Genomic DNA, 24,397 nt, shown 5'->3' with positions numbered 1-24,397 from the left:
TGGCTAAATTGTGCCGTATCTGTGCTTAGAACATCTGGTTAACCTTCGCTCACTCACATTGATCGGCGAAGGAGCCTCTCCATGAAAGCACTGCACACCCTGATTGCCGGCCTCGCCCTGGGCACCCTCGCCCTTACCGCGCAGGCCGTCGAAACCAAACTGGTCTCTGTCCCGAACAGCGCCGAACTCAAATGGCAGGACGTGCCGAACACCAAGGGCGCGGTCAGCTACGCCAACGTCGAAGGCGACATCTTTGGCGAGGGCCCGTACTCGGCCTACGTGAAGTTCAAGAAGGGCGTCGACAACGGCCTGCACCAGCACACCGAGACCCTGCCGACCGTAGTACTCGACGGGACCTTCTATGCCGTGATCGATGGCAAGCGCACCGAATTCCCGGCAGGTTCGTACTACAAGCTGCCCGCCGACCTGGTTCACGAGAGCGGCTGCACCGCTGCAGCAGATTGCCTGCTGTTCCAGTACCAGGCTGACAAGTTCGACCTGAAGCCGGTCAAGAAGTAACACCCCGTTGTAACCGCACCGCTCCTGTTTTGGGCGTAGCGCCTGGCGCTACGCCCATTTTTGTTGAGTAGCGCCCTTCAGAAATCGAAGAACACCGTCTCCCCTTCCCCCTGGAGGCGAATGTCGAACCGATAGGCTGTCTTGCCATCCACCTCACAGCGCTTGGCGACCAGTGTCTCGCGCCGCTGCGGCTGCTCGATCAGGTTGAGCACCGGGCACTTGCCGTTGGCCTCGGCCTCGTCATCGAAATACAAGCGGGTATGCAGGTGGATGTTGATCCCCCGGGCGAACAGGCTGATGTTGATGTGCGGTGCCATCGGCACCCCGGCGGCATTGTTCACCACACCTGGCTTGACCGTGTGCAGGGTCCACTCACCCGCATCGAAGGTGGTGGCGGTCCGGCCGAAGCTGTTGAAGGCGTTCTCCAGGTTGAACACGTCCTGGTACTGGCCGTTGGCATCGGCCTGCCACACCTCGAGGAAGGAATCGCGCACTAGATGGCCATTGCCATCGTACACCTGGCCGATCAGCAGGATGTGCTCGCCCGGGGCCTGCGGACGAGCCAGACGGTTCCAGATTTCCTGATCGCGGGTCGGATTACCAGCCGCTTCCAGGGCCAGGCCGATGTGCACATAGGGGCCGGCAGTCTGCGAGGGGGTTTCCGGCAGCAGTTCGATAGGCATGACGGATCTCCTCAGCGATTCTCGAAGTGGGTCTGGCGCTGGCCACGCAGCACGATGTCGAAGCGGTAGGCCAGGCAGTCCATCGGGTTGGCGTGGCTCATGTCGAGCCGAGCAATCAGGCGCTGCACCGCGTCCGGGTTGGCGATCGACTTGACGATCGGACACATCGGAATCAGCGGGTCACCTTCGAAATACAGTTGGGTGATCAGCTTGGTGGCAATCGAAGGGCCGCTGATGGAGAAGTGGATGTGCGCCGGACGCCAATCGTTGGGGCCGTTGCGCCAAGGATAGGGGCCGGGCTTGATGGTGCGGAAGCTGTAGTAGCCGTCACGGTCGGTCAGGCAGCGACCGACGCCACCGAAGTTCGGATCGAGCGGGGCCAGGTAGCGGTCGTTCTTGTGGCGGTAGCGACCACCAGCGTTGGCCTGCCACATCTCCACCAGAGTGTTGGGCACCGGCTTGCCGTACTGGTCGACGACCCGCCCGGCGATGATGATGCGTTCACCAATCGGCAGGCCACCATTGTTGAAGTTCAGCAACAGGTCATGGTCGTGCTCGCCGAAGCGCAGGTGGGAAAAATCCGGGCCGGTGCTTTCGCTGACCGACTGCGCAATGCTCACCAGCGCCTGGCGCGGCGAGCGGGCGATGGATGTCTTGTAATCAGGCGTGAAGGCCTTGGGGTGCCAGTTGCGATCACGGATCACGAAGCGGCTGGTGTCCTGGGCGGGCATGCCGTTTTCCTCTCTTGGAATTGTTCGAACCACCTGTGCGTGGCAGGCGGACGTGCAGTTTCCGGCAGGTCGCGCAGGGCGAAAACTGAAAACATGCGCGCCAGACATAACCATTTGGTTATGCAACTTTTCACCAGACCTCCCGATCTGAAGCGCTGGACTATTCTGGATGGACTGCGGTGCTGGCTGCGCAGAGCCCCACGGCCCTTCAGCCAGGCACGACCCTCACAGCGGAGAACTTCTATGGACTGGCGAAAAGGCCGACGCAGCGACAATGTAGTGGATGCACGCGGCGAAGGCGGTGGCGGTGGGATGCGCTTCGGCGGTGGCAAGGGCCTGGGGCTGGGTGCCGTGCTGCTGATCGTCGGCATCGGCTGGCTCACCGGCCAGGATCCGCTGCAGATCCTCGGCCAGCTCGCCGGCCAGATGGAGCAGCAGCAGGCAGCGCCCAGCGGCGCTGGCGGCAAGGCTCCACCGGCCAATGACCAACAGGCCGAGTTCGTCGCCTCGATCCTCGGCGACACCGAGGATACCTGGAAAGCCCTGTTCGCCCAGGCCGGAAAGCAGTACCGCGATCCCAAGCTGGTGCTGTTCAGCGGCCAGGTCAACTCCGCCTGCGGCTTCGCCTCCTCGGCGGTCGGCCCCTTCTATTGCCCGGCTGACCAGCGGGTGTACCTGGACATGTCGTTCTTCCGTGAAATGGAAACCCGCTTCGCCGCCGCCGGCGACTTCGCCCAGGCCTACGTGATCGCCCACGAGATTGGTCACCACGTGCAGACCCTGCTCGGCGTCTCGGCCAAGGTCGATGCCGCGCGCCGCAGCGGCCAGCGCCTGGAAGGCGACAATGGCCTGCTGGTACGCCAGGAACTGCAGGCCGACTGCCTGGCTGGTGTCTGGGCCTACCAGGCGCAGAAACGCCTCAACTGGCTGGAGCCCGGCGATGTCGAAGAGGCGCTCAACGCCGCCAACGCCATCGGCGACGACCGCCTGCAGCAACAGGGTCAGGGACGCGTGGTGCCCGACTCCTTCACCCATGGCACCTCGGCGCAGCGGTTACGCTGGTTCAAGGCTGGCTTTGCCAGCGGCGACCTGAACCGCTGCGACACCTTCAGCGCACGCAATCTGTAACGCCCCCCTGCAACGGGCGTTGCAGAGCCCCTCCAGAACGCAATACGACCAATGGGTCATTTTTCTGCTGAAAAACGTTTCAGCGACAGCCGATTCGGCCGATAACCCCATGGACCCATCAGCTGGCCCCTATAAGAACAACGCCCGGCGACGTGAGATTTTGCAAGACACATTTTCTGGAGAGCGTGCATGAACAGATGGTTTGCCGACAAGAGCGTGAACCTCAAACTCGGTCTGGGCTTCGGCCTGGTCCTGGTATTGACCAGCCTGCTGGCCCTGGCCAGTTGGACCAGCCTGGGCAGCCTCATCAATCGCAGCAACTGGATGAGCGACATTACCCGCCTCAACACTGACCTGACCAACCTGCGCGTGGCGCGTCTGCAATACATGCTGACCGACGGCGACGACACCGCGGCAGCCAACGTGCTGACCAAGCTGGATATCTTCAACAAACAGCAGCAGCACCTGGTAACCACCTTCAAGAGCCCGGAAAACGTCAAGCTGCTGCGCGAGCTGGGCGGTATCATCGACCAGTACCGCGTATCGCTGGACAAGATGCGTGCCGCCTACAAGACCACCCTTGGCGCCCGCGACAGCATGAACCAGAACGGCACCAAGGCCGTGGAAGCCGTCGCCGCCATCGGCAACGATGTGCTGACCCGCGAGGAAAGCGATGCCAGCCGCCTGCAACAGTACCTGACCGTCAGCAAGGCTCGCCAACAGCTGACCCAGGTACGCCTGGACGTGCGCAACTACATCTCAGATCCGAGCAACGCCAACGAACAGGCCGCCCTGCGCCAGCTCGACCTGGCCCTGACCGAAATCGACGGCCTCAAGCGCCAGTTGCCGAACGACGGCACGCGTATCCAGGCATTCGACGTCGCCGTGCGGACCTATGGTGATTCGGTGCGTCAGTTCCGCGATGCCATCTCGCAGATCGCCCTGGCACGCCAGGAGATGACCACCCAGGGTGGCGATATCGTCAAGATCAGTGACGCCCTGTACAAGATCCAGCTCGAACGCCGTGACATCGAAAGTGCCGAGGCCCGCGCCCTGCAGATCGGCGCGACGCTGCTGGCCCTGCTCATCGGCGTACTCGCCGCCGTGATCATCACCCGCCAGATCACTCGCCCGCTGCGCGAGACCCTCGCCGTGGTGGAGAAGATCGCCGGTGGCGACCTGACCCACAACCTGCAAGTCACTCGCCGCGACGAGCTGGGCGTGCTCCAGCAAGGCATTGCGCGCATGGGTACGACCCTGCGTGACCTCATCAGCGGCATCCGTGACGGTGTTACCCAGATCGCCAGTGCGGCCGAGGAGCTGTCGGCGGTGACCGAGCAGACCAGCGCCGGTGCCAACAGCCAGAAGGTCGAGACCGACCAGGTCGCTACCGCCATGCACGAAATGGCTGCCACCGTGCAGGAAGTCGCGCGCAACGCCGAACAGGCGTCGCTTGCAGCGACCAACGCCGACGGCGAAGCCCGTGCCGGTGACAAAGTGGTGGGCGAGGCGATCAACCAGATCGAGCGCCTGGCCGCCGAGGTCAACCGCTCCACCGAAGCGATGAACCTGCTGCAACAGGAAAGCCAGAAGATCGGCAGTGTCATGGACGTGATCAAGTCAGTGGCCGAGCAGACCAACCTGTTGGCGCTCAACGCCGCCATCGAAGCGGCTCGCGCCGGTGAGGCGGGACGTGGGTTCGCCGTGGTCGCCGACGAAGTGCGTGGCCTGGCGCAGCGCACGCAGAAGTCCACCGAAGAGATCGAAGAGCTGGTCGCCAGCCTGCAGAACGGCACACAGCAGGTGGCCAACGCCATGCTCGGCAGCCGCACCCTGACCGACAGCAGCGTGGAACTGGCACGCAAGGCCGGCGCGTCGCTGGAGAACATCACCAGCACCGTATCGGGCATCCAGTCGATGAACCAGCAGATCGCCGCCGCCGCAGAGCAGCAGAGTGCCGTGGCCGAAGAGATCAGCCGCAGCATACTCAGCGTACGCGATGTGTCCGAACAGACCGCCGCTGCGAGCGACGAGACGGCGGCCTCCAGCGTCGAGCTGGCGCGGCTGGGTGGGCAGTTGCAAACCCTGGTCAGCCATTTCCGCGTTTGAAGAACCTCCCACAGGTTCCCCACTGCCGTTGAGCGCGGTGGGGTGCCTGTGGAAGCGGGCTTGCACGGTATTACTTGACGATCAACCCAACCCCGCGCCCGCGCGGATCGGAAGCGGTCTCGAGCTTCTCGCCGGTGACCCGGATCGCCTGGATATCGCCCATTTCCCAGCCTTGATCCTCAAGCACGTAGCCCATTTTTTTCAGATCCTCTGCCACCTGCCCTTCGAGCGGTGCATAGCTGTCGAAATAGATGGTGTCCTTGGGCAGCAGCTGGTGGTGCACACGCTGGGCGGCCACGGCTTTTTCCAGCGGCATGCCATAGTCGTACAGGTTGTTCATCACCTGGAAGATCGAGGTGAAGATCCGCGAACCACCCGGCGTACCGACCACCAGGGTCAGCTTGCCGTCGCGGGTGACCAGGCTTGGGCTCATGGACGAGAGCATACGCTTGCCCGGCTCGATGGCATTGGCATCACCACCCACCACGCCAAAGGCGTTGGCCGCTCCAGGCTTGGCGCTGAAATCGTCCATCTCGTCGTTGAGCAGGAAGCCCGCACCTTTGACCACCACGCCGCTGCCATAGTCGAGGTTCAGGGTGTAGGTGTTGCTCACCGCGTTACCCTGCTTGTCGACGATGGAGAAGTGCGTGGTCTGGTGCGGCTCCAGGCCCGGCTTGACCTGGTCGGTGGCGGAGATCGCTTTGGGGTTGACCTGCGCCGCGCGCTTGGCCAGGTAGTCCTTGGCCACCAGCTCCTTGACCGGCACCTTGGTGAAGGCCGGGTCGCCCAGGTAGTCGGCGCGGTCGGCGAACACGCGTTTCTCGATCTCGGCCAGCAGGTGGATGTACTTCGCCGAGTTGTGCTCGACACCCTTGAAGTCGGCCGCACGGTCTTCCTTGATGCCCAACAGCTGAGCCAGGGCGACGCCACCAGAGCTTGGCGGTGGCGCGGTGTAGACCACATTGCCGCGCCAGTCGATGGCGATCGGGTCGCGCCACACGGCCTTGTAGTCCTTCAGGTCTTCCTTGGTGATCAGGCCCTTGTCGGCCTGCATCTGCGCCACCAGCAAGTCGGCGGTCTTGCCCTGGTAGAACTCGCTGACGCCCTTGTCGGCGATGCGTTCCAGGGTCTTGGCCAGCTCGGGCTGCTTGAACAGCTCGCCGACCTTCATGCTGCCGAAGTAGTCGTTGAAGTTGGTGGCGGTCTTGAACAGGCCCTGGGCATCGTCGCGATACTGGTACTGCTTCTGCGCGATCTTGAAGCCATTCTGCGCGTAACCGATGGCCGGGGTGAGCAGCTCGCTCCACTTGAGCTTGCCGAACTTCTGGTGCGCCTCCCACAGGCCCATCACCGTGCCAGGCACGCCAGCAGCGCGTACGCCGACCAGGCTGAGGTTCTCGATGACCTCGCCCTTGTCGTCCAGGTACATGTTGCGCGTGGCGGCCTTGGGCGCGACTTCACGGTAGTCGAGGAAGTACGGCTTGCCGTCGACGAACAGGGTCATGAAGCCACCGCCGCCGATGTTGCCGGCTTCAGGGTAGGTGACCGCCAGAGTGAACGCAGTGGCGACCGCGGCATCCACCGCGTTGCCGCCTTTCTTGAGAATGTCGGCGGCTACCTGTGCGCCATATTGATCGGGCGCCGCCACCGCGCCACCTTCGAGTGTCACGGCATAGGCGGAAGAACAGCTCAGGATCGCGGCCCCGAGGGCCAGGGACTGGAACATGACGATACGCATGACACTTCCTTGGTGTTGTTTTTGTCGAGCACTCATTTAAGGCTCAACCGTTGCGACTAAGCAAACGGCACACAGGAAAGGAGGCGTCTTTGGGCAAATCTGTCGCGTTCAGGTAACTCAGCAGGCGTACATCGATAGCTTGCGCTGGATGAAATCGAGGAAGCACTGGATGCGCAGCGCCAGTTGGGTGTTGCGGTAGTAGACCGCGTGGATCGGCTGGCGATAGCCGTTGTTGGCCTCGGCCAGCACCACCTGCAGCCGACCGGCACGAATGTCTTCGTGGGTCATGAAATGTGACAGGCTGACGATGCCTTCACCGGCCAGTGCCAGCTGGCGCAAGGTCTCGCCGCTGGAGGCGAGGATCGCCGGACGGATCGCCCAGCGGTCCCCCTGGGCATGGCGCAACGGCCACTGATTGAGCGTCTCGGGTGCGCTGAACCCCAGCAGGCAGTGCGTGCTGAGTTCTTCGACCTTCTGCGGTGTACCGCGCCGGGCCAGGTAATCCGGGCTGGCGAGCACCTGCACGGGGCTGCACCCCAGCGAGCGCGCGTGCAGGCTGGAATCGGCCAGCTCACCGATGCGAATGGCCACGTCGGTGCTCTGTTCGAGCAGGTCGATGATCAGGTCGTCGGTATTGAGCTCGAGTTCGATGCCGGGGTACTGGCGGCGAAACTCGCCGATCCACGGCAGGATGGCATGCAGCATGAACGGCGCGGCGGCGTTGATCCGCAGACGCCCGGACGGGGTCTGGCGGTTCATCGACAGGCGCTCTTCCATGTCGTCCATCTGTTCGAGGATGACCCGCGAACGCTCGAGGAAGAAACGCCCTTCTTCGGTCAGGTCCATGCGCCGGGTGGTGCGATTGACCAGCGTGGTCCCAAGCTTGCCCTCCAGGCGCGACAGGGTGCGACTGACCGCCGACGGGGTCTGGCCCATCTGCTCGGCGGCGGCGGAGATCGAACCGCAGTCGATGACGGCGACGAATACCTGGAGTTCTTCGGATCGGGTTTTCACGCGGTGGCCTTGGGCTTGGGGTAGTGCTGATTGATAGCTGCTGGGCGGTCACGGCGCAAGTGTGGCCGCCTCGTCACTCAGCCTTGCCGAACACCTTGCTCAGGTGCGCTTCGTACGCCGCCAGCGCTGCCGGTACATCCGGGCGCTTCATCACATCCACCGCCAGGAAGGTCGGCAGGCCGGTCATGCCAAGGAACTGATTCGCCTTGTGGAACGGGAAATACACCGCATCCACACCCTTGCCTTCAAAGAAGTCGGTCGGATCGTCGAAAGCCTGCTGCGGCGCGTTCCAGGTCAACGAGAGCATGTACTGCTTGCCCTGGATCAGCCCGCCACTGCCGTACTTCTGCGAGGCATCGGAACGGGTGCGACCATCGCTGGCATACAGGCTGCCGTGGCCTTCGGTGAAGACCTCATCGACGTACTTCTTCACGGTCCAGGGCGCGCCCATCCACCAACCCGGCATCTGGTAGATGACCACGTCCGCCCAGAGGAATTTCTGCACCTCTTCCTTGACGTCATAGCCACCGTCGATGAAGGTCTGCTGCACGTCGAAACCGGCGCGGTCCAGATAGGCCAGCGCGGCCTCGTGCAGGGTGCGGTTCAGGCGGCCGTCGGAATGAGCGAACTGTTTGCCGCCGTTGAGTAGAAGAATCTTTTTCATGGGGAGCCTCGTAGGTCTGGGTCGGTCCGAGGCAATGACGCCTGCCGACCGAGTCAAAAGTGATGGCGGCAGACTAGGCAGTCGCAGGCGCAGGAAAAAGCCGGCTGGCGGCAAAATACATTTGCCTTAAAGTCACGAATAGACATCAGATTATTGCAATACAATCTGCTCACTTTCCCCCGCACAGGCCATCGCCATGAGTGAGCAGTTCGCTTTCATCCTCAAAGCCAAGACCCGTCCTGATAAGGCCGAAGCCTTCGAAACCCTGTTCCGCGCCTATGTCGAACCGAGCCGCCAGGAGCCCGGCTGCATCGAGTACCACATGCTGCGCGACAAGGAAGACCCGAGCCTGTTCGTGTTCTACGAGGTCTGGGCCGACAAGGCCGCCCTCGACGTGCACTCGGCCCTGCCGCACATGGCCGCGTTCTTCGAGAAGCGCATGGACTACCTGGAGCGCGACTTCGATATCCAGATGATCGAGATGCTCAGCGCTTCCTCCGCTAGCCGTTGATCAGCAGGTGCCCGCCGAGCAGCGCCAGGCCCACGAAGAAGCAGCGCCTGAACTGTGCCGCGCTGATGCGCTGGCGCAGCCAGGTGCCGGCGAACATGCCCAGCAAGGCGGGGGCCAGCATCAGCAATGACGCACCCAGGGCCGGGCCGTCGAGCGCGTCCTGCCCGGCCAGGCCCAGCGCCAGCGCAAGGGTCGAGACCGTGAACGACAGGCCCATCGCCTGGACCAGCGCGTCACGATCCAGGCCCAGCCCCTGCAGGTAGGGCACCCCCGGTATCACGAACACCCCGGTTGCCGCCGTCACCACACCAGTCAGCAGGCCGCACAGCGGCCCCAGCCAGCACTCCCACTGTGGCTGGACGCGCAAGCCCGGCCCCACCAGCCCGTAAAGGGCATATATCAACAGCGCACCACCGAGCGCATGCGCCGCCCAGGGGCCGCTGTCGATGCCAAGCCACAGGCTGCCCAGCAGCGTACCGGCGACGATCATCACCAGCATGCTGCCCAGGCGCTTGAGCAGCCCGCGCAAGTGCCCGCCCGAGGCCAGTTGCCACAGGTTGGTAAGGGTCGAGGGCACGATCAGCAGTGCCGCTGCCTGCGCCGGAGGCATAGCCAGCCCCAGCATGCCCATGGCGATGGTCGGCATCCCCAGGCCGATCACGCCCTTGACCGCACCGGCCATGGCAAAGGTGATGATCACCAGCAGTGACAATGCCGGCCCCATGTTCTGATACAACGCGATAAAGGTATTCATGGCGCTATCCTGGGCTGCCGCGAGCACAGTGAAAATCTGCCATATACTCAGCCAGACTCTTGCCAGGACAGAGGCACATGCATTTCGACCTGATCGACCTCAGCCTTTTCCGTCATACCCTCGAATGCGGCAACATCACCGCCGGTGCCCGTCGCAGCCATCTTTCGCTGCCTGCGGCCAGTGCGCGCATCCGTGCCATGGAAGCCTCGCTGGGCATCCCCTTGCTCGAGCGCAACCTCCGAGGGGTACAGCCAACGCCAGCGGGCCAGGCGTTGTTACAGCATGCGCGGCTGATTGCCCAGCAGGTCGAGCGGCTGCAATACGACCTCGGCCAGTACGCCCAGGGCCAACAGGGGCAGGTGCGCCTGCTGTGCAATACCGCGGCGCTGACCGAGTACCTGCCGGAGTTGCTGGCTGCATACCTGGTGGAGTACCCGGGCGTCAGCGTCGATGTGCAGGAGCAGCCGAGCCTGCGCATCGTGCAGGCGATCACCCAGGGGACTGCGGACCTGGGCATCATTTCCACCGCGGCACCGAGCGAGCACCTGCAGGTGCGGCCGTTTCGCGAAGACCCGCTGGTGCTGATCATGCCCCTGGCGCATCCGCTGGCTGGACACCCGGCGCCCCGTTTCGTCGACAGCCTGGTGCATGGCCATGTGGGGCTGGGTGCGGACAGCGCACTGGCCTTGCACCTCGAAGAACAAGCTCTGCGCCTCGGGCGGCGCATGCAGGTACGGGTGCGGGCCGAAGGTTTTGACGGTGTGATCCGCATGGTGGCCGGGGGCGCTGGGGTCGGCGTGGTGCCGTTGGCCTCGGTGAGACGCTGGGAGGGTGCGCTGCCCTTGCGCTGGGTGGCGCTGGAGGAAGATTGGGCCAATCGTCGGCTGCAGCTGTGTGCACGGGATTTTGCCGGATTGCCGGGGTATGCGGCGGCGCTGGTCGAGCGGCTTGGGCTTGGGGATTGAGTTAGCCTGTGGGAGCGGCGGTTCGTCGCCCCGACTTGTCCCGCGAATAAGATAACGCGCTGCATGGCACCGGCTACGCCCGTGTTCGGGGGACCAGCCCGCTCCCACAGGGATTGGGCTGGTCTTTAGATTTTGAGCAAGACAGTTGCCCCTACAAGAGCTCCGCAACTTCTGAATACTGCGGTATTAATTGTGGGAGCGGGCTTGTCCCGCGATCACCGGCGAAGCCGGTGCCATGCAGCGCGTTGTCTTATTCGCGGGACAAGTCGGAGCGCCGAGCCCTCGCTCCCACAGGGGGAGCGGTTCTCCGTTGCGACTTGCCCGCGAAGAGGCCGGTACTGACTCAGCACACCTCGATCAGAACAACTTCACCGTATAACTCAGGATCAACCGGTTCTCATCGATGTCGGTCCGGTAGTTGGACCGCGCCATGACATTGCGCACCCGCACTCCCAGCCCGGCCAGCGGCCCGCTCTGCACCACATACGCCAGGTCCAGATCGCGCTCCCGGTCACGCCCTTCGAAGCCAAGCCGGGTGTCCACATCCCCGCCCTTCACATAGCGCAGGGTCGAGGTCAGGCCGGGAATGCCCAGGGCCACGAAGTTGTAGTCATGGCGCACCTGCCACGAACGTTCCCCTGGCGCCGAGAACTCGTAGGTCGGCAGCGTGTTGCCCATCGGGTTGGTGTTGGCCCCGACCTGGATGAAGCCATCCTTGCCGCCGATCTGCTGGTAGCCCACATAGAAGGTATGCCCGCCGGTCTTGGCCGAGAACAGGCTGAACAAGGCATGGTTGTCGTAGTCACCGGCAATCTTGCGGCCGTCCTCGCGGGCATCGAAGTACCCGGCATTGACACCCAGCGTCCAGTCGCCCACCGGCTCGGCGTGCTTGAAGCTGTAGAACCGCTGCTGGTAGATATCCTCCAGTTGCGCCTGCCACACCCCGACGCTGGTGCGGTTGTCGTTGAAGGCATAGTCGGCGCCGACGTAGTTGAAGCGGTCGCTGGTGAAGCGCGCCAGCCGCGACGGGTTGATCGGGTCGTTGACCAGCGCGTACATCTTCTGGCTGTTGGACGAGTCGCGCAGGCTGGTGGAGCGGAACTGGCCGGCGTTCAAGGTCAACCCGGCGATCTCGCGGGACTCGAGCATCGCCCCCTGGTACGTCGGCGGCAGCAGGCGCAGGTCGCTGAACAACAGCACTGGCAGGTTGGGCATCAGCTCACCGACCTTGAGCTCGGTCTGCGACACCTTGAACTTGATCGCCGCACCCAGGCGGCTGTATTCGTCCGCCGACTTGCCGCTGGCAAGGCTCGGCAGCAGCCCCGACTTCGAATGCTCCGGGCTGCTGTCGAGCTTGAAACCGAGCAGCCCGGTCACATCGAGGCCGACGCCCACCGTCCCCTGGGTATAGCCGGAGCTGGCATTGAGGATGAAACCCTGCGCCCACTCCTGGGTACGCGACTGGGTGCTGGCGCCCTTGATATCCGCATAGTCGCGGCTGAAGAAGTAATTGCGCGCCTGCAAGGTGGCGCGGGCGCCTTCGATGAAACCGCTGTCTTCGGCAGAAGCATCGAGGCACAGCGCCGCGGCGACACAGCCACCGGCCAGTCGGGTAGCCGATGAAAAACGTTGAGAAATCTGTACGTACATGGGGAGCGACTCCTGGATTCGGGCAACAGCGATCCACCGCGGCAGCCTGAAGGCCGCCGACGTGCGGATGGCGTGATGAAGGGATCAGGCGGGCGCCAGGGCCCGCCAAGCTACCGTTGCGAAAAGCGGTCGACCGCTAGCGGTTGACCAGCTTCGCGGGCAGCGCGATCACCAGGAAGCAGCTCAGGATCAGGCAGCCGGCGAACACCCACAATGCCGCATGGGAGGTGCCGGTGAGATCGGTCACGATGCCCATCAGCGAGTTGCTCACCAGGCCCGCGATATTGGCCAGCGAACAGGCCAGGGCGAAACCGGTGGCCGCGGCAGTGCCCTTGAGGAAGGTCGCCGGCAGGCTGAAGAACACCGGCACCGCGCCGATGATCGCCGCCGATGCGATGGCGAACAGCGCCACGGTCATCACCAGGTTCTGGCTGAACAAGGTGCTGCTGGCCATGGCGATGGCGCCGATGATGAACGGCACGATGATGTGCCAGCGACGCTCGCGATGACGGTCGGAACTGGCGCCGATCATCAGCATCCCGAGCAGCGCCGCCAGGCTCGGAATCGCAGTGAGCAAGCCGATGTGGAAGGTGTCGCTGACGCCTGCATCGCGGATGAAGGTCGGCATCCAGAACCCCATGGCATAGGCACTGAGCAGGATCGAGAAATCGATGCCACCGAGCATCCACACCTTCAGGTTGAAGAAGCCATCGCGGAAGCTGTGCTTGCTGCCCTTGCCTTCGGCATCGTCCGCAGCCAGGTCACTGGCCAGTTGCGCCTTGTCATCGTCCGACAGCCATTTGGCCTGCTGGAAATTGTTCGGCAGGGCCCAGAAGGTCAGGATGCCGAGCAACACGCTGGGGATCGCCTCGAGCAGGAACAGCCACTGCCAGCCATGCAGGCCGTGGACCTGGTCGAAGTGGCCCATGATCCAGCCAGAGATCGGCCCGCCGATCACGCTCGACAGCGGCAAGCCGATCATGAACAGCGCGATGATGCGCCCACGCCGGTAGGTCGGATACCACATGGTCAGGTAGTACAGCACGCCCGGGAGGAAGCCCGCCTCGGCGGCCCCGAGCAGAAAGCGCAGGATGTAGAACTGGGTGGTGGTGGACACGAACATGGTGCAGGCCGACAGCAGGCCCCAGGTGATCATGATCCGTGCGATCCAGAGCTTGGCACCGACGCGCTCCAGGATCAGGTTGCTCGGCACCTCGAAGATGATGTAGCCGACGAAGAACAGCCCGGCACCCAGGCCATAGGCTGCGGTGCTGAACTGCAGGTCTTCGAGCATCTGCAGCTTGGCGAAGCCGACGTTGATGCGGTCCAGATAGGCCGCGAGATAGCAGAAGCACAGGAAAGGAATGAGCCTCCATGTGATCTTGCGGTAGAGCGCTTGTGTGCCATGGTCGGTTGCACTGTGGACCGCGGTTGCATTCGCAATTGGCATTTCTTGTCTCCTGGCGGCGACTTTGTGGTTGTTTTTAGGCCAGCAGTTTTCGACGCTCCAAGAGCGCCGCACACTACAGGCGGCTGTCCAGGGCAGCGTCACAAGACCCCGAGTGCTCCTGCGGGGCGACCGTCCGCACAGCGGACGGCGATGGAACGGGCGTTCCTGCACCGTTCCTCGATTGTTATGGGTACAAAGCGTCCGGCTCAGTCGGCCAGGCGCGTCAGTTGCTCCATGGCCTCCTGGCGGCTGACGACATCGCCGTACTTGCTGTCGATGTCGAACAGGTTCGCTTCGTGCGGATCGTTGTGGCGATCGCCGACGCACTCGCGCACCACGATGGTCCGGAACCCGTGCTGCAGCGCATCCACCGCACTGGCGCGGATACAGCCGCTGGTGGAGCAGCCGGCCAGCACCACGGTGTCGATCCCTTGTGCATGCAACAGCGGTGCAAGGCTGGTGCCGAAGAAGGCGCTCGCATACTGCTTGCTCAGCACCACTTCATCCGCCTGCGGCATCACCGCCTCGCAGAAGGCGGCCAGTGGGTTGCCCTCGACCATGTCCTTCATCACTGGCGCCTTGCGCACCCACACGCCACCATCGGCAAAGTGCGGGGGCTGGTAGCGGATATTGGTGTGGACCACCAGAGTACCGCAGTCCCGCGCCAGCGCCAGCAGGCCGCTGGCCTGCTCGACGGCCGACACCACACCGGGGGCGTAGAGCGGCGCACCGGGGGTGGTGTAACCCTGCATGAAGTCGATCATCAGCAGGGCCGCCTTGCGCCCGAAGCCGATGCGCTGGCCCCACACGCCCTGATAGTTGTCATGGGCGCTCTGTGCGTCGCTCATGTTCGTCTCCCGTTTTCAGTAGGCGCCCGACAGCAGGGCACCGGCCCCCGGAACCACAGGCTCCAGGTCCAGCGCCTTGAGCATGGCGTAGGTGGTGGCGATGGCTGCGGTGACCACCGGCTTGCCGGTCTGTGCCTCGACCTTGGCCACGGCGGGTAGCGACTGCATCTGCACGCAGGCCGACAGCACCACCACATCGACGCCTTCCAGGTTCATGCCGGCGACGATGCCCGGCAGGTTGGCCGGATCATGGCGCGCCACGGCGAGGTTGTCGGGGATCTCCAGCGCACGCCAATCCTGAACCTCGAAGCCCTCTTCACGGATGTAGTTCACCACCAGCTCGGTCAGCGGCTTCATGTAGGGCGCAACGATGGCGATGCGCTTGGCCTTCATGACGTGCAGCGCCTCGACCAAGGCACCTGCACTGGTGATCACCGGCGCCAGCGCGTCGTTGTCGGCGGTGGCTTTCTGCAGGCGCTTCTCCGACTGGCGGTGATAGCCCAGCCCCATGGCCATGATCGCCACCAGGCACGCGTAACCCAGCACATCGACCTTGGCGTCGGACAACTCCACCGCGCAGCGATCGGACTCGGCATCCATCGCCGCCAGTTCTTCCTTCTTCACCTGCTTCATGCGCATGCGGCTGGAGTGGAAGGTGAAGCGCTCGGGACGGATCGCCTGGCGCGCGGTGAGCATCGCCGGGATCTCGGTTTCCATGGTGGTGTTCGAACTCGGCACGATCTGGCCGATGCGGTACAGCTTGGTCATGTCTCGTGCTCCTTCAGACGAGGGAATGGTCGAGGAAATCGCCGAAGGCGGCAAAGAAGCCTTCGAGGTCGTCCCAGGGAATCATGTGGCCGGCGTTGTCGACCTGAACCACCTGGATGTCCGGCTTGAGTTCGCGGATCTCGGCGATGTCCTGTGCCTGGATCACACCGCCACGCCCGGCCACCATCAGCAGCGCCGGCTGGCGCACGGCAGGCAGGTCCTGATGGATATCCACATCATGGAAATCGTTGAAAGCCCGCACGATCGCCGGCTCGTGGCAGGTGTGCAGCCATTCGGCGCGCAGGGCCAGTTGCTCGTCGCTCCAGGTAGCGCAGAAGGCACGCATGTCCTCACCGGTCATGCCGATCGTGGCCTGGCGGATCGAATCGACGTACCACGGCAGCTTGCTGGGATACTCGCGCCGGCCCGGGCCGGACACTGGCGGATCGATCAGCACCAGGCGCTGCAGGCCCGGCGCGCCCTGGGCGGCAGCGCGGATGGCGAAGCGCGCGCCCATCGAATGACCGACCAGGTGATAGCTGCCAAGCCCCAGCGCTGCGGCGAAGGCCGGAATGTCTGCGGCGCAGGCGTCGGTGCCGTAGTCCAGGCCTGGGCCGCTGGAGGACAAGCCACGCCCGCGCACATCCAGCACATAGGTGTCGAAGTGCTGGCCGAGGCGCTCGGCGACGAATCCCCAGGTGATCGCCGGGCTGGTGATCCCCGGCACCAGGATCAGCGCCGGCCCCTTGCCGCCGTAGCGCAGGTAGTGCTGGCGGATGCCGTTGGCGCTGACGTTGCCGCCGGCGACGAAGCTGCTCATGCCGCCTCCCCGCTTTTCAGTTCCTGGCCGTACAGGTCGTAGCCATAGACCCACGCCGGGTCTTCCTGGGTGTAGAGGAAGGTGTTGGCGTTGGACACCGACTGCACCCGCGAGGCGCGCTCCTTGCGGTTGGCCTCGTAGAGGGCGAAGGCGGTGCGGTGGTCGGACAGCCCGGTCTCCTGCAGGCAGCGAGTCAGCATCGCCGCGTCCTCGATGGCCATGCAGGCGCCCTGCGCCATGTGCGGTTTCATCGGATGGCAGGCATCGCCCAGCAGCACCAGGCGGCCACGGCTCCACAGCGGCAACGGGTTGCGGTTGCGCAGCGGCCACTTGGTGATGGACTCGGTAGCGTCGATCAGCTTGTGCACCGTCGAGTGATAGCCCTCGAAGGCGGCGCGCATCTCTTCCTGGCTGCTGTCCACGAACGGGCCCTGGAAGTCCCAGGCCTCGTGCGGTACGCCGGTGACGAAGTAGTACTCGTCGCGTTTGCCGGTGGTGTAGTAGACCATCATGTGACGATCGTCGGTCCACCACTTCACGCAGTCCTCGAACACGTCCGCGTGCTGTTTGAGCTTGTCGCCGCGAATCAACGCACGGTGGGCGACCCAACCGCTGTAGATCGGCGCTTCGACGCCCAGCAGTTCCTCGCGGATCTTCGAGTGGATGCCGTCGGCACCGATGACGATATCGGCCACGGTATGGGTGCCGTCGGCGAAGTCCAGGCGCACCTGGTCACCCTCGTCGACGATCTTTTCCAGGCGCTTGCCGAAATGCACGGTGCCCGGCTTGATCGCTTCGATCTGCAGGGCGTGCAGGTCGCCACGGTGGATGGTGATGTACGAGGCGCCGTACTCGCGGCGAGCGAACTCGCCCAGCGGGATGCGCGACAGGTAGTCGCCGGTCTTGCCGTCGCGGCTGAACCAGAAGTCCGGGTGCGAGCTCATCAGCTCCAGCTTCTGCTCGAGGCCCATGCGACGGAAGATCTTCATCACGTTGGGGCCGATGTGGATGCCCGCACCGAGGCGGGTGAACTCCGGCGCCTGCTCGAACACCTCGACGTCGAACCCGGCCTGCTGCAGCAACGAGGCGGCGGCCGCCCCACCCAGACCCGCACCGACGATTACGATTTTCTGCCTACCCCGCATGGGTATGTCTCCTCTTGTTCTGATGTGTTGCCAGCGGTTCGGCCGCTCGACGATTTAGAGTGTATACGCTCTATTTTTTTAATTGGAAGAGGCAGCGCAAAATATTTTATCGGCCCCGGATCAATGGCGATAACGCGGCAATTGTTACCGCAAACATTGGAATATGTGTGGATAGGTAACGTTTGATCGCGCCGCTTGCGCTTATCGACGGGATGCGCTTTCATCTGAGCAAATATGGCGTACACACTATTGTTTTGCACCGAGATGACGCGCCCGGCACCGCCGTGGTGCAGCCGCTCGACCCTTGAGTCCTGACCAGGAGAACCCCCATGCCGGTGAGCAATGCAGAGCTGACCCAGATGTTCGAACACGTGCTGAAACTGTCCCGGGTAGACGAAACCCAGAGCGTCGCCGTGCTCAAGAGCCACTATTCCGATCCGCGTACGGTCAACGCCGCGATGGAGGCGGCGCAGCGCCTGAAAGCCAAGGTCTATGCGGTGGAGCTGCCGTCGTTCAACCATCCCACCGCCATGGGCAACGACATGACCGCCTACTGCGGCGACACCGCGCTGACCGGCAACATCGCCGCCCAGCGGGCGCTGGAGGCGGCCGACCTGATCGTCGACACCATGATGCTGCTGCACTCCCCCGAGCAGGAGCAGATCCTCAAGACCGGCACGCGCATCCTGCTGGCGGTCGAACCCCCGGAAGTACTGGCGCGCATGCTGCCCACCGAGGACGACAAACGTCGCGTGCTGGCCGCCGAGACCCTGCTCAAGCAAGCGCGCAGCATGCACGTGCGCTCCAAGGCCGGCAGCGACTTCCACGCCCCGCTCGGCCAGTATCCGGCGGTCACCGAATACGGCTACGCCGACGAGCCAGGGCGCTGGGACCACTGGCCCAGTGGCTTCCTGTTCACCTGGCCGAACGAGGACAGCGCCGAAGGCACGCTGGTGCTGGATGTCGGCGATATCATCCTGCCGTTCAAGAACTACTGCCGCGAGCGCATCACCCTGGAAATCGAGAAAGGCTTCATCACCGGTATCCACGGCGGCTTCGAGGCCGAGTACCTGCGCGACTACATGAAGTACTTCAACGACCCCGAGGTGTACGGCATCTCCCACATCGGCTGGGGCCTGCAACCCCGCGCACAGTGGACCGCCATGGGCCTACACGACCGCAACGACGGCATGTGCATGGACGCCCGCGCCTTCTACGGCAACTTCCTGTTCTCCACCGGCCCCAACACCGAGGTCGGCGGCAAGCGCAAGACTCCGTGCCACCTGGATATACCGCTGCGCAACTGCGATATCTACCTGGACGACCAGCCCGTGGTGCTGGCCGGCGAGGTGGTCGCGCCCGAGGAGTCCAAGGCCCGATAGCGGGTATACTGGCCCGGCGCTCCGCTTTCGGGGGCCGGCCAGCCAACCCACACAGCCCAAGCCATCACATGCCGAAGAAAACCACCCCCGTTGCCAACCCGCTCGACACCACGCCGTATGACGTCACCGAACAGATCGGCCACCTGCTGCGCAAGGCGTACCAGCGGCATACGGCGATCTTCCAGCAGCAAGCGTGCGATCCGCAGCTCACCTCGATCCAGTTCGTCACCCTGTGCGCCCTGCGCGACCACGGGCCCAGCTCCCAGGCCGAGCTGATCAAGGCCACCGCCGTGGACCAGGCGACCATCCGTGGCATCGTCGAGCGCCTCAAGGCGCGCGAACTGGTGCAACTGTCGCCAGACCCGGACGACCGGCGCAAGGTCATCGTCGAGCTCACCGAAAGCGGCTCGGCGCTGCTCGATGCGATGATTCCCTGCGCACGGCAGATCAGCGAGCTGAGTATGGGCAGCCTCAATGCCGGGGAGCGGGTGGCGATCCTGTTCCTGCTGCGCAAGATGATCGACAGCGACGAGGCGGCGGGCTGATCGCGCCCTTCAACAAAACCCTCACCGTCGTTACCGGCCCTATCGCGGGGCAAGCCCGCTCCCACAGGTTAATCACTGCCCTCGAGAACGGTGGGGTACCTGTGGGAGCGGGCTTGCCCCGCGATTGCGTCTGACCTGCCCACCACCGTCGCTGACGCCCCCCTGCAACCCGCCTGGCCTGCTTCTTGCCTACTCATTTCATGTAGTGAGCACTTACCGAAAAAGCGCACCGTTTGAGTCCTTTGGTAGCGCCCCAGAGATGAGCGAGCCATGCAAGAAGACATCGCCCTGCGGATAAACGGTCAGACCGTCACGGTCGCCGCTGAACCCGACACCCCCCTGTTGTTGGTGCTGCGCAACGACCTGTGCCTGAACGGCCCGAAATACGGCTGCGGCCTGGGCGAGTGCGGCGCCTGTACGGTGATCATCGACGGGGTGGCCGCGCGCTCCTGCGTGATCCCGCTGGCCGGCGCTGAAAACCGCGAGGTCACCACACTCGAAGGCCTCGGCAACAAGGCCGCGCCGCACCCGGTGCAGCAGGCGTTCATCGACGAGCAGGCAGCCCAGTGCGGCTACTGCATGAACGGCATGATCATGACCGCCAAGGCCCTGCTCGACCGCATCCCCAATCCCACCGACGAACAGATCCGCAACGAACTGTCCGGCAACCTCTGCCGCTGCGGCACCCACGTCGAAATCCTGCGCGCGGTGCGCCGCGCCGCCGGCCGCCAGGCCTGAGATCCGGAGAACCCCATGAACCACTCGCAACAGGTGCCTTCACGCGAGCAATTGCTGGCCAGCAACGGTGTGCTGCTGATCGTCGACGAAATCACCCCGCCCTCGGGGCCGGTTGCCAAGGGTGTGACACCCCAGGTCAAGGACCGCGAACTGGCACTGTTCATCGCCGTGAGCGACGACGGCCTGGTGTATGCCTTCAATGGCCACGTCGACCTGGGCACCGGCATCCGCACCTCGCTGGCACAGATCGTCGCCGAGGAACTGGACCTGCGCATGGACCAGGTGCACATGGTGCTCGGCGACACCGAGCGTGCGCCGAACCAGGGCGCGACCATCGCCAGCGCCACACTGCAGATCTCCGCCGTGCCGCTGCGCAAGGCAGCAGCCACCGCGCGACGCTTCCTGCTGCAGCAGGCTGCCCTTGAGCTGGATTGCACAGCCGATGCGTTGCGAATCGAAGAAGGCGCGGTGATCGCCGAAGACGGCCGTCGCCTACCCTTCGCCGACCTGGTGCGCGGGCACAACCAGCAGTTGCGCATCGCCGAAGACGCGCCGCTCAAGGCCGTCGAGGACTACCGCCTGGTCGGACGCAGTACCGCGCGGGTGGACATCCCCGGCAAGGCCACCGGCGAGCTGACCTACGTGCACGACATGCGCCTGCCCGACATGCTCCATGGCCGGGTGATACGCCCACCTTATGCCGGCCACGATAGCGGCGACTTCGTCGGCAACAGCCTGCTGGCGGTGGATGAAAGCTCCATCGCCCATGTGCCTGGCGTGGTCGCCGTGGTGGTGATCCGCGACTTCGTCGGCGTGGTGGCCGAACGTGAGGAACAGGCGATCCGCGCCGCCCACGACCTCAAGCTGAGCTGGAAACCGTTCACCGGCAAGCTGCCCGATCTCAGCGACGTCGCCCAGGCCATCCGCGACAACCCCAGGGTGCAGCGCACCGTGCTGGACAAGGGCGAGGTCGACGCGGGCATCGCCAACGCCAGCCAGCGTCTGAGCCGCAGCTACCTGTGGCCCTACCAGTTGCATGGCTCGATCGGCCCATCCTGCGCCCTGGCCGACTTCACCGAAGGCCAGATCCGCGTCTGGTCCGGCACCCAGAATCCACACCTGCTGCGCGCCGACCTCGCCTGGTTGCTGGAATGCCCCGAAGCACGCATCGAGATCATCCGCATGGAGGCGGCGGGCTGCTACGGCCGCAACTGCGCCGACGACGTGTGCGCCGATGCGGTGCTGCTGTCGCGCGCGGTCGGACGCCCGGTGCGGGTACAGCTGACCCGCGAGCAGGAGCATGTCTGGGAGCCCAAGGGCACCGCGCAACTGATGGAGATCGACGGCGGCCTGAACGCCGACGGCACGGTCGCCGCCTATGACTTCCAGACCAGCTACCCCTCCAACGGCGCCCCCACCCTCGCCCTGCTGCTGACCGGCGCGGTGGAGCCGGTGCCGGCGCTGTTCGAAATGGGCGACCGCACCTCGATTCCGCCCTACGACTACGAACACATGCGCGTCACCATCAATGACATGACGCCGCTGGTGCGTGCGTCGTGGATGCGCGGCGTGTCGGCGATGCCCAACAGCTTTGCCCACGAGTCATATATCGACGAGCTGGCCTTCGCGGCGGGGGTCGACCCGGTCGAGTACCGCCTGCGCCACCTGTCCGATCCGCGCGCCATCGACCTGGTCAAGGCCACCGCCGAGCGCGCCCAGTGGCAGACGCACACCCAGCCCATGCAGACGCCCGCCGAAGGCGATGTGTTGCGTGGTCGCGGTTTTGCCTATGCGCGCTACATCCACAGCAAGTTCCCGGGTTTCGGCGCGGCCTGGGCGGCCTGGGTCGCCGATGTGGCGGTGGACCGACGTACCGGCGAGGTGGCCGTCACGCGGGTGGTGATCGGCCATGACGCGGGCATGATGGTCAACCCTGAGGGCGTGCGCCACCAGATCCACGGCAACGTGATCCAGTCCACCAGCCGCGTGCTCAAGGAACAGGTGCACTTCGAGGAATCGACGGTGGCCAGCAAGGAATGGGGCGGCTACCCGATCCTCACCTTCCCGGAGCTGCCAGCCATCGACGTGATGATGCTGCCGCGCCAGCACGAACCACCGATGGGCAGCGGCGAATCGGCCTCGGTGCCGAGCGCGGCGGCCATCGCCAACGCGATCTTCGACGCCACCGGCATACGCTTTCGCGAGCTGCCGATCACTGCCGAACGGGTGCGCGCCGCGCTTGGCGGCAACGGCGAGGATTCGTCTGCGCCAGCACAGCCCGCGTCGAAACGCTCGAAGTGGTGGTTCGGCTCGATCGCCGGCGTGTTCGGTGCCGCCCTGGGCATGCTCGCGACCGCCCTGCCCTTTCGCGCGGAAATCGCGCCGGTGACGCCTCCGGCGGCCGGCAGCTGGTCAGCGGCAATGCTCGAACGTGGGCGCCAGGTGGCGGCGGCCGGCGATTGCGCGGTGTGCCACACGGTCAGCGGCGGCAAGGTCAATGCCGGCGGCCTGGCGATGCAAACGCCGTTCGGCACGCTGTACAGCACCAACATCACGCCCGATCCGGAAACCGGCATCGGCCGTTGGTCGTTCGCCGCCTTCGAGCGCGCCATGCGCGAGGGCATCAGCCGCGACGGCCGACATCTGTACCCGGCCTTTCCCTACACCTCGTTTCGCAACATCACCGACGGTGACATGCAGGCGCTGTACGCCTACCTGATGTCGCAGACACCGGTGCGCCAGGAGGCGCCCGCCAACGACATGCGTTTCCCGTTCAACCAGCGCCCGCTGATGGCCGGCTGGAACGCACTGTTCCTCAAGCGCGGCGAGTACCAGCCCGACCCGCAGCGCAGTGCGCAGTGGAACCGCGGCGCCTACCTGGTCGATGGCCTCGGGCACTGCACCGCCTGTCACTCGCCGCGCAACCTGATGGGCGCGGAAAAAGCCGGCAAAAGCTACCTGGCCGGGGGCATGGTCGATGGCTGGGAAGCGCCAGCGCTCAACGGCCTGGGCAAGTCGTCCACGCCCTGGAGCGAGAGCGAGCTGTTCACTTATCTGCGCACCGGTTTCTCCGACAGGCACGGTGTCGCCGCCGGGCCCATGGGGCCGGTGGTCAGCGAGCTGGCAACCTTGCCGGAGAACGACGTGCGGGCCATTGCCCACTACCTGACTTCACTGGACGGCGCGCCGCAGCCAGTCGCGACCCCGGCTGCGCCCCAGGTCGATACGCAGCTGTCCATCAGCAACGGCGAGCGGGTGTTCAAGGGTGCGTGCATGGCCTGCCACAGCGATGGTCTGGGCCCGAAGCTGTTCGGTGTCAGCCCGTCGATGGCGGTCAACAGCAACGTGCACAGCGATGTGCCGGACAACCTGCTGCGCGTGATCCTGCACGGGATTCCGACGCCTGCGACCCGCGACCTGGGCTATATGCCCGGCTTCAGGGATAGCCTCTCGGACCGCCAGGTGGCGGATCTGGCCGCCTACCTGCGCCAGCGTTTCGCCGCAGACAAACCGGCCTGGCAAGGGCTGACGGCGAAGAGCGCGCAAGTGCGTGCCAACCCCGGCAGCCACTGAGGCTAGCGGCGCAGACCGCGCAGGGCGAGATCGCTGATGAAGTCCAGCCAGTCGGCCTTGGCCTGCTTGTCGGCAAGGTCCACGGCGAGGAACGAGCTGAGCGTATGGCGGTTGGAGTTATAGAAATAGCAGAGCGAGGCAATCATCAGGTAGGCGTGGGTGATGTCGATATCGTCGCGGAACAGGCCCTTGGCCTGCCCAGCCTCGATGATCGGCCGCAGCACGCCGACCGCCTCGCCGGACAGCGCCTGCAGGTTCTGCGACTTGCGCGCGTGCTGGCCCTGGTGAAGGTTTTCGGTGGCCAGGATGGTGACGAACTCGGGATGGCGCACGTAGTAATCCCAGATGAACGCCACCAGTTGGCGCAGCGCGAGCTCGGGGTCGGACAGGTCCAGGCGCAGCTTGGCTTCGGCCTGGTTGAAGCTGGCGTAGATATGCTCCAGCACGCTGATGAACAGCTTTTCCTTGTTGCCGAAGTAGTAATAGATCATCCGGTCGTTGGACTTGGCCAGCGTGGAGATCTGCTCGACGCGCCCGCCGGTGAAGCCCTCCTTGCTGAAGACCTTCACCGCGGCCTTGAGGATGTTGTCCTTGGTGCGGTCGGCCTGCTGGGCGCGAACGCCGGTTTTGCGAGTCTGCATGTCGGTCCCTGTGGGGCTGGC

The 24,397-nt window shown here is 64.5% G+C and carries 22 protein-coding genes and 1 pseudogene; 10 read left to right on the top strand and 13 right to left on the bottom strand.

The features are described 5' to 3' along the window. The first annotated feature begins 81 nt into the window (after positions 1-81). On the top strand, positions 82-519 hold the full coding sequence (locus tag AC2CGW_RS19245; RefSeq protein WP_186669374.1) for a cupin domain-containing protein: 438 nt from the start codon (positions 82-84) through the stop codon (positions 517-519). A gap of 77 nt (positions 520-596) precedes the next feature. On the opposite strand, the gene pcaG is transcribed toward AC2CGW_RS19245, so the two are convergent. Both pcaG and pcaH read right to left on the bottom strand, forming a co-directional pair. Beyond that, positions 597-1,202, bottom strand: coding sequence for a protocatechuate 3,4-dioxygenase subunit alpha (pcaG, locus tag AC2CGW_RS19240; protein WP_186669372.1), 606 nt, complete (start codon positions 1,200-1,202; stop codon positions 597-599). Positions 1,203-1,213: 11 nt separating this feature from the next. Next, complete coding sequence (pcaH, locus tag AC2CGW_RS19235; protein WP_186669370.1) at positions 1,214-1,933, bottom strand: protocatechuate 3,4-dioxygenase subunit beta; 720 nt, start codon at positions 1,931-1,933, stop codon at positions 1,214-1,216. A gap of 243 nt (positions 1,934-2,176) precedes the next feature. Here pcaH and ypfJ point away from each other — a divergent pair, with 243 nt between their 5' ends. From ypfJ to AC2CGW_RS19220, 3 genes and pseudogenes are all read left to right on the top strand, one after another. Continuing rightward, positions 2,177-3,061, top strand: coding sequence for a KPN_02809 family neutral zinc metallopeptidase (gene ypfJ / locus AC2CGW_RS19230; RefSeq protein WP_484574452.1), 885 nt, complete (start codon positions 2,177-2,179; stop codon positions 3,059-3,061). Between the two features lie 189 nt (positions 3,062-3,250). Continuing rightward, positions 3,251-4,267: pseudogene (locus AC2CGW_RS19225) on the top strand (methyl-accepting chemotaxis protein); the annotation flags it as partial. A gap of 39 nt (positions 4,268-4,306) precedes the next feature. Then, positions 4,307-5,170 (top strand): methyl-accepting chemotaxis protein, encoded by an 864-nt coding sequence (locus tag AC2CGW_RS19220; protein WP_484574465.1) that lies wholly within the window; start codon positions 4,307-4,309, stop codon positions 5,168-5,170. Positions 5,171-5,240: 70 nt separating this feature from the next. Here the strand turns inward: AC2CGW_RS19220 and ggt are convergent, their stop codons facing one another. The 3 genes from ggt to mdaB form a co-directional block, all read right to left on the bottom strand. After that, positions 5,241-6,908 (bottom strand): gamma-glutamyltransferase, encoded by a 1,668-nt coding sequence (ggt, locus tag AC2CGW_RS19215; RefSeq protein ID WP_484574451.1) that lies wholly within the window; start codon positions 6,906-6,908, stop codon positions 5,241-5,243. Positions 6,909-7,025: 117 nt separating this feature from the next. After that, positions 7,026-7,922 (bottom strand): LysR substrate-binding domain-containing protein, encoded by an 897-nt coding sequence (locus AC2CGW_RS19210; RefSeq protein WP_186711357.1) that lies wholly within the window; start codon positions 7,920-7,922, stop codon positions 7,026-7,028. Between the two features lie 73 nt (positions 7,923-7,995). Further along, positions 7,996-8,586 carry an NADPH:quinone oxidoreductase MdaB gene (gene mdaB / locus AC2CGW_RS19205; protein WP_186669353.1) on the bottom strand — a complete coding sequence of 197 codons (591 nt, stop codon included), beginning with the start codon at positions 8,584-8,586 and terminating at the stop codon, positions 7,996-7,998. A gap of 196 nt (positions 8,587-8,782) precedes the next feature. Here mdaB and AC2CGW_RS19200 point away from each other — a divergent pair, with 196 nt between their 5' ends. Further along, on the top strand, positions 8,783-9,097 hold the full coding sequence (locus AC2CGW_RS19200; protein ID WP_288375621.1) for a putative quinol monooxygenase: 315 nt from the start codon (positions 8,783-8,785) through the stop codon (positions 9,095-9,097). Here AC2CGW_RS19200 and AC2CGW_RS19195 read toward each other — a convergent pair. Next, positions 9,087-9,851: a sulfite exporter TauE/SafE family protein gene (locus AC2CGW_RS19195; protein ID WP_186669349.1), complete on the bottom strand. Its 765-nt coding sequence runs from the start codon at positions 9,849-9,851 to the stop codon at positions 9,087-9,089. The two genes, AC2CGW_RS19200 and AC2CGW_RS19195, sit on opposite strands and share 11 nt — an antisense overlap. A 77-nt stretch (positions 9,852-9,928) precedes the next feature. Between AC2CGW_RS19195 and AC2CGW_RS19190 the strand changes: the two genes are divergently transcribed. After that, a complete protein-coding gene (locus AC2CGW_RS19190; protein ID WP_484574450.1) occupies positions 9,929-10,816 on the top strand; it encodes a LysR family transcriptional regulator in 888 nt (295 codons plus the stop codon). A 357-nt stretch (positions 10,817-11,173) separates the two neighbouring features. On the opposite strand, the gene AC2CGW_RS19185 is transcribed toward AC2CGW_RS19190, so the two are convergent. The 6 genes from AC2CGW_RS19185 to nicC form a co-directional block, all read right to left on the bottom strand. Further along, positions 11,174-12,466 carry an OprD family porin gene (locus AC2CGW_RS19185; RefSeq protein ID WP_484574449.1) on the bottom strand — a complete coding sequence of 431 codons (1,293 nt, stop codon included), beginning with the start codon at positions 12,464-12,466 and terminating at the stop codon, positions 11,174-11,176. Between the two features lie 136 nt (positions 12,467-12,602). Then, a complete protein-coding gene (locus tag AC2CGW_RS19180) occupies positions 12,603-13,916 on the bottom strand; it encodes an MFS transporter (RefSeq protein ID WP_186669345.1) in 1,314 nt (437 codons plus the stop codon). A gap of 206 nt (positions 13,917-14,122) precedes the next feature. After that, entirely contained in the window at positions 14,123-14,764 is a 642-nt protein-coding gene (locus AC2CGW_RS19175) for an N-carbamoylsarcosine amidohydrolase (RefSeq protein WP_186669343.1), read from the bottom strand. A gap of 15 nt (positions 14,765-14,779) precedes the next feature. Continuing rightward, positions 14,780-15,532, bottom strand: a complete 753-nt coding sequence (locus tag AC2CGW_RS19170) for a maleate cis-trans isomerase family protein (protein WP_054892653.1) — start codon at positions 15,530-15,532, stop codon at positions 14,780-14,782. Between the two features lie 13 nt (positions 15,533-15,545). Next, positions 15,546-16,352, bottom strand: coding sequence for an N-formylmaleamate deformylase (gene nicD, locus AC2CGW_RS19165; RefSeq protein WP_484574448.1), 807 nt, complete (start codon positions 16,350-16,352; stop codon positions 15,546-15,548). Next, positions 16,349-17,497 (bottom strand): 6-hydroxynicotinate 3-monooxygenase, encoded by a 1,149-nt coding sequence (gene nicC, locus AC2CGW_RS19160; RefSeq protein WP_484574447.1) that lies wholly within the window; start codon positions 17,495-17,497, stop codon positions 16,349-16,351. The genes nicD and nicC overlap by 4 nt, the downstream gene beginning before the upstream one ends. 329 nt (positions 17,498-17,826) lie before the next feature. Here nicC and AC2CGW_RS19155 point away from each other — a divergent pair, with 329 nt between their 5' ends. From AC2CGW_RS19155 to AC2CGW_RS19140, 4 genes are all read left to right on the top strand, one after another. Beyond that, positions 17,827-18,879 carry a 2,5-dihydroxypyridine 5,6-dioxygenase gene (locus AC2CGW_RS19155; RefSeq protein WP_186669337.1) on the top strand — a complete coding sequence of 351 codons (1,053 nt, stop codon included), beginning with the start codon at positions 17,827-17,829 and terminating at the stop codon, positions 18,877-18,879. Positions 18,880-18,947: 68 nt separating this feature from the next. Continuing rightward, positions 18,948-19,424 (top strand): MarR family winged helix-turn-helix transcriptional regulator, encoded by a 477-nt coding sequence (locus AC2CGW_RS19150; RefSeq protein WP_484574446.1) that lies wholly within the window; start codon positions 18,948-18,950, stop codon positions 19,422-19,424. 270 nt (positions 19,425-19,694) lie between these two features. Continuing rightward, on the top strand, positions 19,695-20,162 hold the full coding sequence (locus tag AC2CGW_RS19145; protein ID WP_186669335.1) for a (2Fe-2S)-binding protein: 468 nt from the start codon (positions 19,695-19,697) through the stop codon (positions 20,160-20,162). Positions 20,163-20,177: 15 nt separating this feature from the next. After that, a complete protein-coding gene (locus AC2CGW_RS19140) occupies positions 20,178-23,735 on the top strand; it encodes a molybdopterin cofactor-binding domain-containing protein (RefSeq protein ID WP_484574445.1) in 3,558 nt (1,185 codons plus the stop codon). 2 nt (positions 23,736-23,737) lie between these two features. Here AC2CGW_RS19140 and AC2CGW_RS19135 read toward each other — a convergent pair whose 3' ends face one another. Beyond that, positions 23,738-24,376 (bottom strand): TetR/AcrR family transcriptional regulator, encoded by a 639-nt coding sequence (locus AC2CGW_RS19135; RefSeq protein ID WP_186669333.1) that lies wholly within the window; start codon positions 24,374-24,376, stop codon positions 23,738-23,740. Positions 24,377-24,397: the final 21 nt, after the last annotated feature.

Source organism: Pseudomonas sp. SYWMCR5 (genome assembly GCF_057197165.1).
Note: the sequence above shows the minus strand (reverse complement) of the source record. Positions and strands in the feature narration are given on the sequence as shown.

Excerpts from the sequence above, each read along its gene's own strand:
- AC2CGW_RS19140 (WP_484574445.1), top strand. The coding sequence starts at position 20,178 with ATGAACCACTCGCAACAGGTGCCTTCACGCGAGCAATTGCTGGCCAGC.
- AC2CGW_RS19175 (WP_186669343.1), bottom strand. The coding sequence starts at position 14,764 with ATGAGCGACGCACAGAGCGCCCATGACAACTATCAGGGCGTGTGGGGC.
- AC2CGW_RS19180 (WP_186669345.1), bottom strand. The coding sequence starts at position 13,916 with ATGCCAATTGCGAATGCAACCGCGGTCCACAGTGCAACCGACCATGGC.
- AC2CGW_RS19190 (WP_484574450.1), top strand. The coding sequence starts at position 9,929 with ATGCATTTCGACCTGATCGACCTCAGCCTTTTCCGTCATACCCTCGAA.
- AC2CGW_RS19200 (WP_288375621.1), top strand. The coding sequence starts at position 8,783 with ATGAGTGAGCAGTTCGCTTTCATCCTCAAAGCCAAGACCCGTCCTGAT.
- AC2CGW_RS19185 (WP_484574449.1), bottom strand. The coding sequence starts at position 12,466 with ATGTACGTACAGATTTCTCAACGTTTTTCATCGGCTACCCGACTGGCC.
- AC2CGW_RS19220 (WP_484574465.1), top strand. The coding sequence starts at position 4,307 with ATGGGTACGACCCTGCGTGACCTCATCAGCGGCATCCGTGACGGTGTT.
- pcaG (WP_186669372.1), bottom strand. The coding sequence starts at position 1,202 with ATGCCTATCGAACTGCTGCCGGAAACCCCCTCGCAGACTGCCGGCCCC.
- AC2CGW_RS19245 (WP_186669374.1), top strand. The coding sequence starts at position 82 with ATGAAAGCACTGCACACCCTGATTGCCGGCCTCGCCCTGGGCACCCTC.
- AC2CGW_RS19145 (WP_186669335.1), top strand. The coding sequence starts at position 19,695 with ATGCAAGAAGACATCGCCCTGCGGATAAACGGTCAGACCGTCACGGTC.
- ypfJ (WP_484574452.1), top strand. The coding sequence starts at position 2,177 with ATGGACTGGCGAAAAGGCCGACGCAGCGACAATGTAGTGGATGCACGC.
- AC2CGW_RS19195 (WP_186669349.1), bottom strand. The coding sequence starts at position 9,851 with ATGAATACCTTTATCGCGTTGTATCAGAACATGGGGCCGGCATTGTCA.
- nicD (WP_484574448.1), bottom strand. The coding sequence starts at position 16,352 with ATGAGCAGCTTCGTCGCCGGCGGCAACGTCAGCGCCAACGGCATCCGC.
- pcaH (WP_186669370.1), bottom strand. The coding sequence starts at position 1,933 with ATGCCCGCCCAGGACACCAGCCGCTTCGTGATCCGTGATCGCAACTGG.
- nicC (WP_484574447.1), bottom strand. The coding sequence starts at position 17,497 with ATGCGGGGTAGGCAGAAAATCGTAATCGTCGGTGCGGGTCTGGGTGGG.
- AC2CGW_RS19170 (WP_054892653.1), bottom strand. The coding sequence starts at position 15,532 with ATGACCAAGCTGTACCGCATCGGCCAGATCGTGCCGAGTTCGAACACC.
- AC2CGW_RS19135 (WP_186669333.1), bottom strand. The coding sequence starts at position 24,376 with ATGCAGACTCGCAAAACCGGCGTTCGCGCCCAGCAGGCCGACCGCACC.
- ggt (WP_484574451.1), bottom strand. The coding sequence starts at position 6,908 with ATGCGTATCGTCATGTTCCAGTCCCTGGCCCTCGGGGCCGCGATCCTG.
- mdaB (WP_186669353.1), bottom strand. The coding sequence starts at position 8,586 with ATGAAAAAGATTCTTCTACTCAACGGCGGCAAACAGTTCGCTCATTCC.
- AC2CGW_RS19155 (WP_186669337.1), top strand. The coding sequence starts at position 17,827 with ATGCCGGTGAGCAATGCAGAGCTGACCCAGATGTTCGAACACGTGCTG.
- AC2CGW_RS19150 (WP_484574446.1), top strand. The coding sequence starts at position 18,948 with ATGCCGAAGAAAACCACCCCCGTTGCCAACCCGCTCGACACCACGCCG.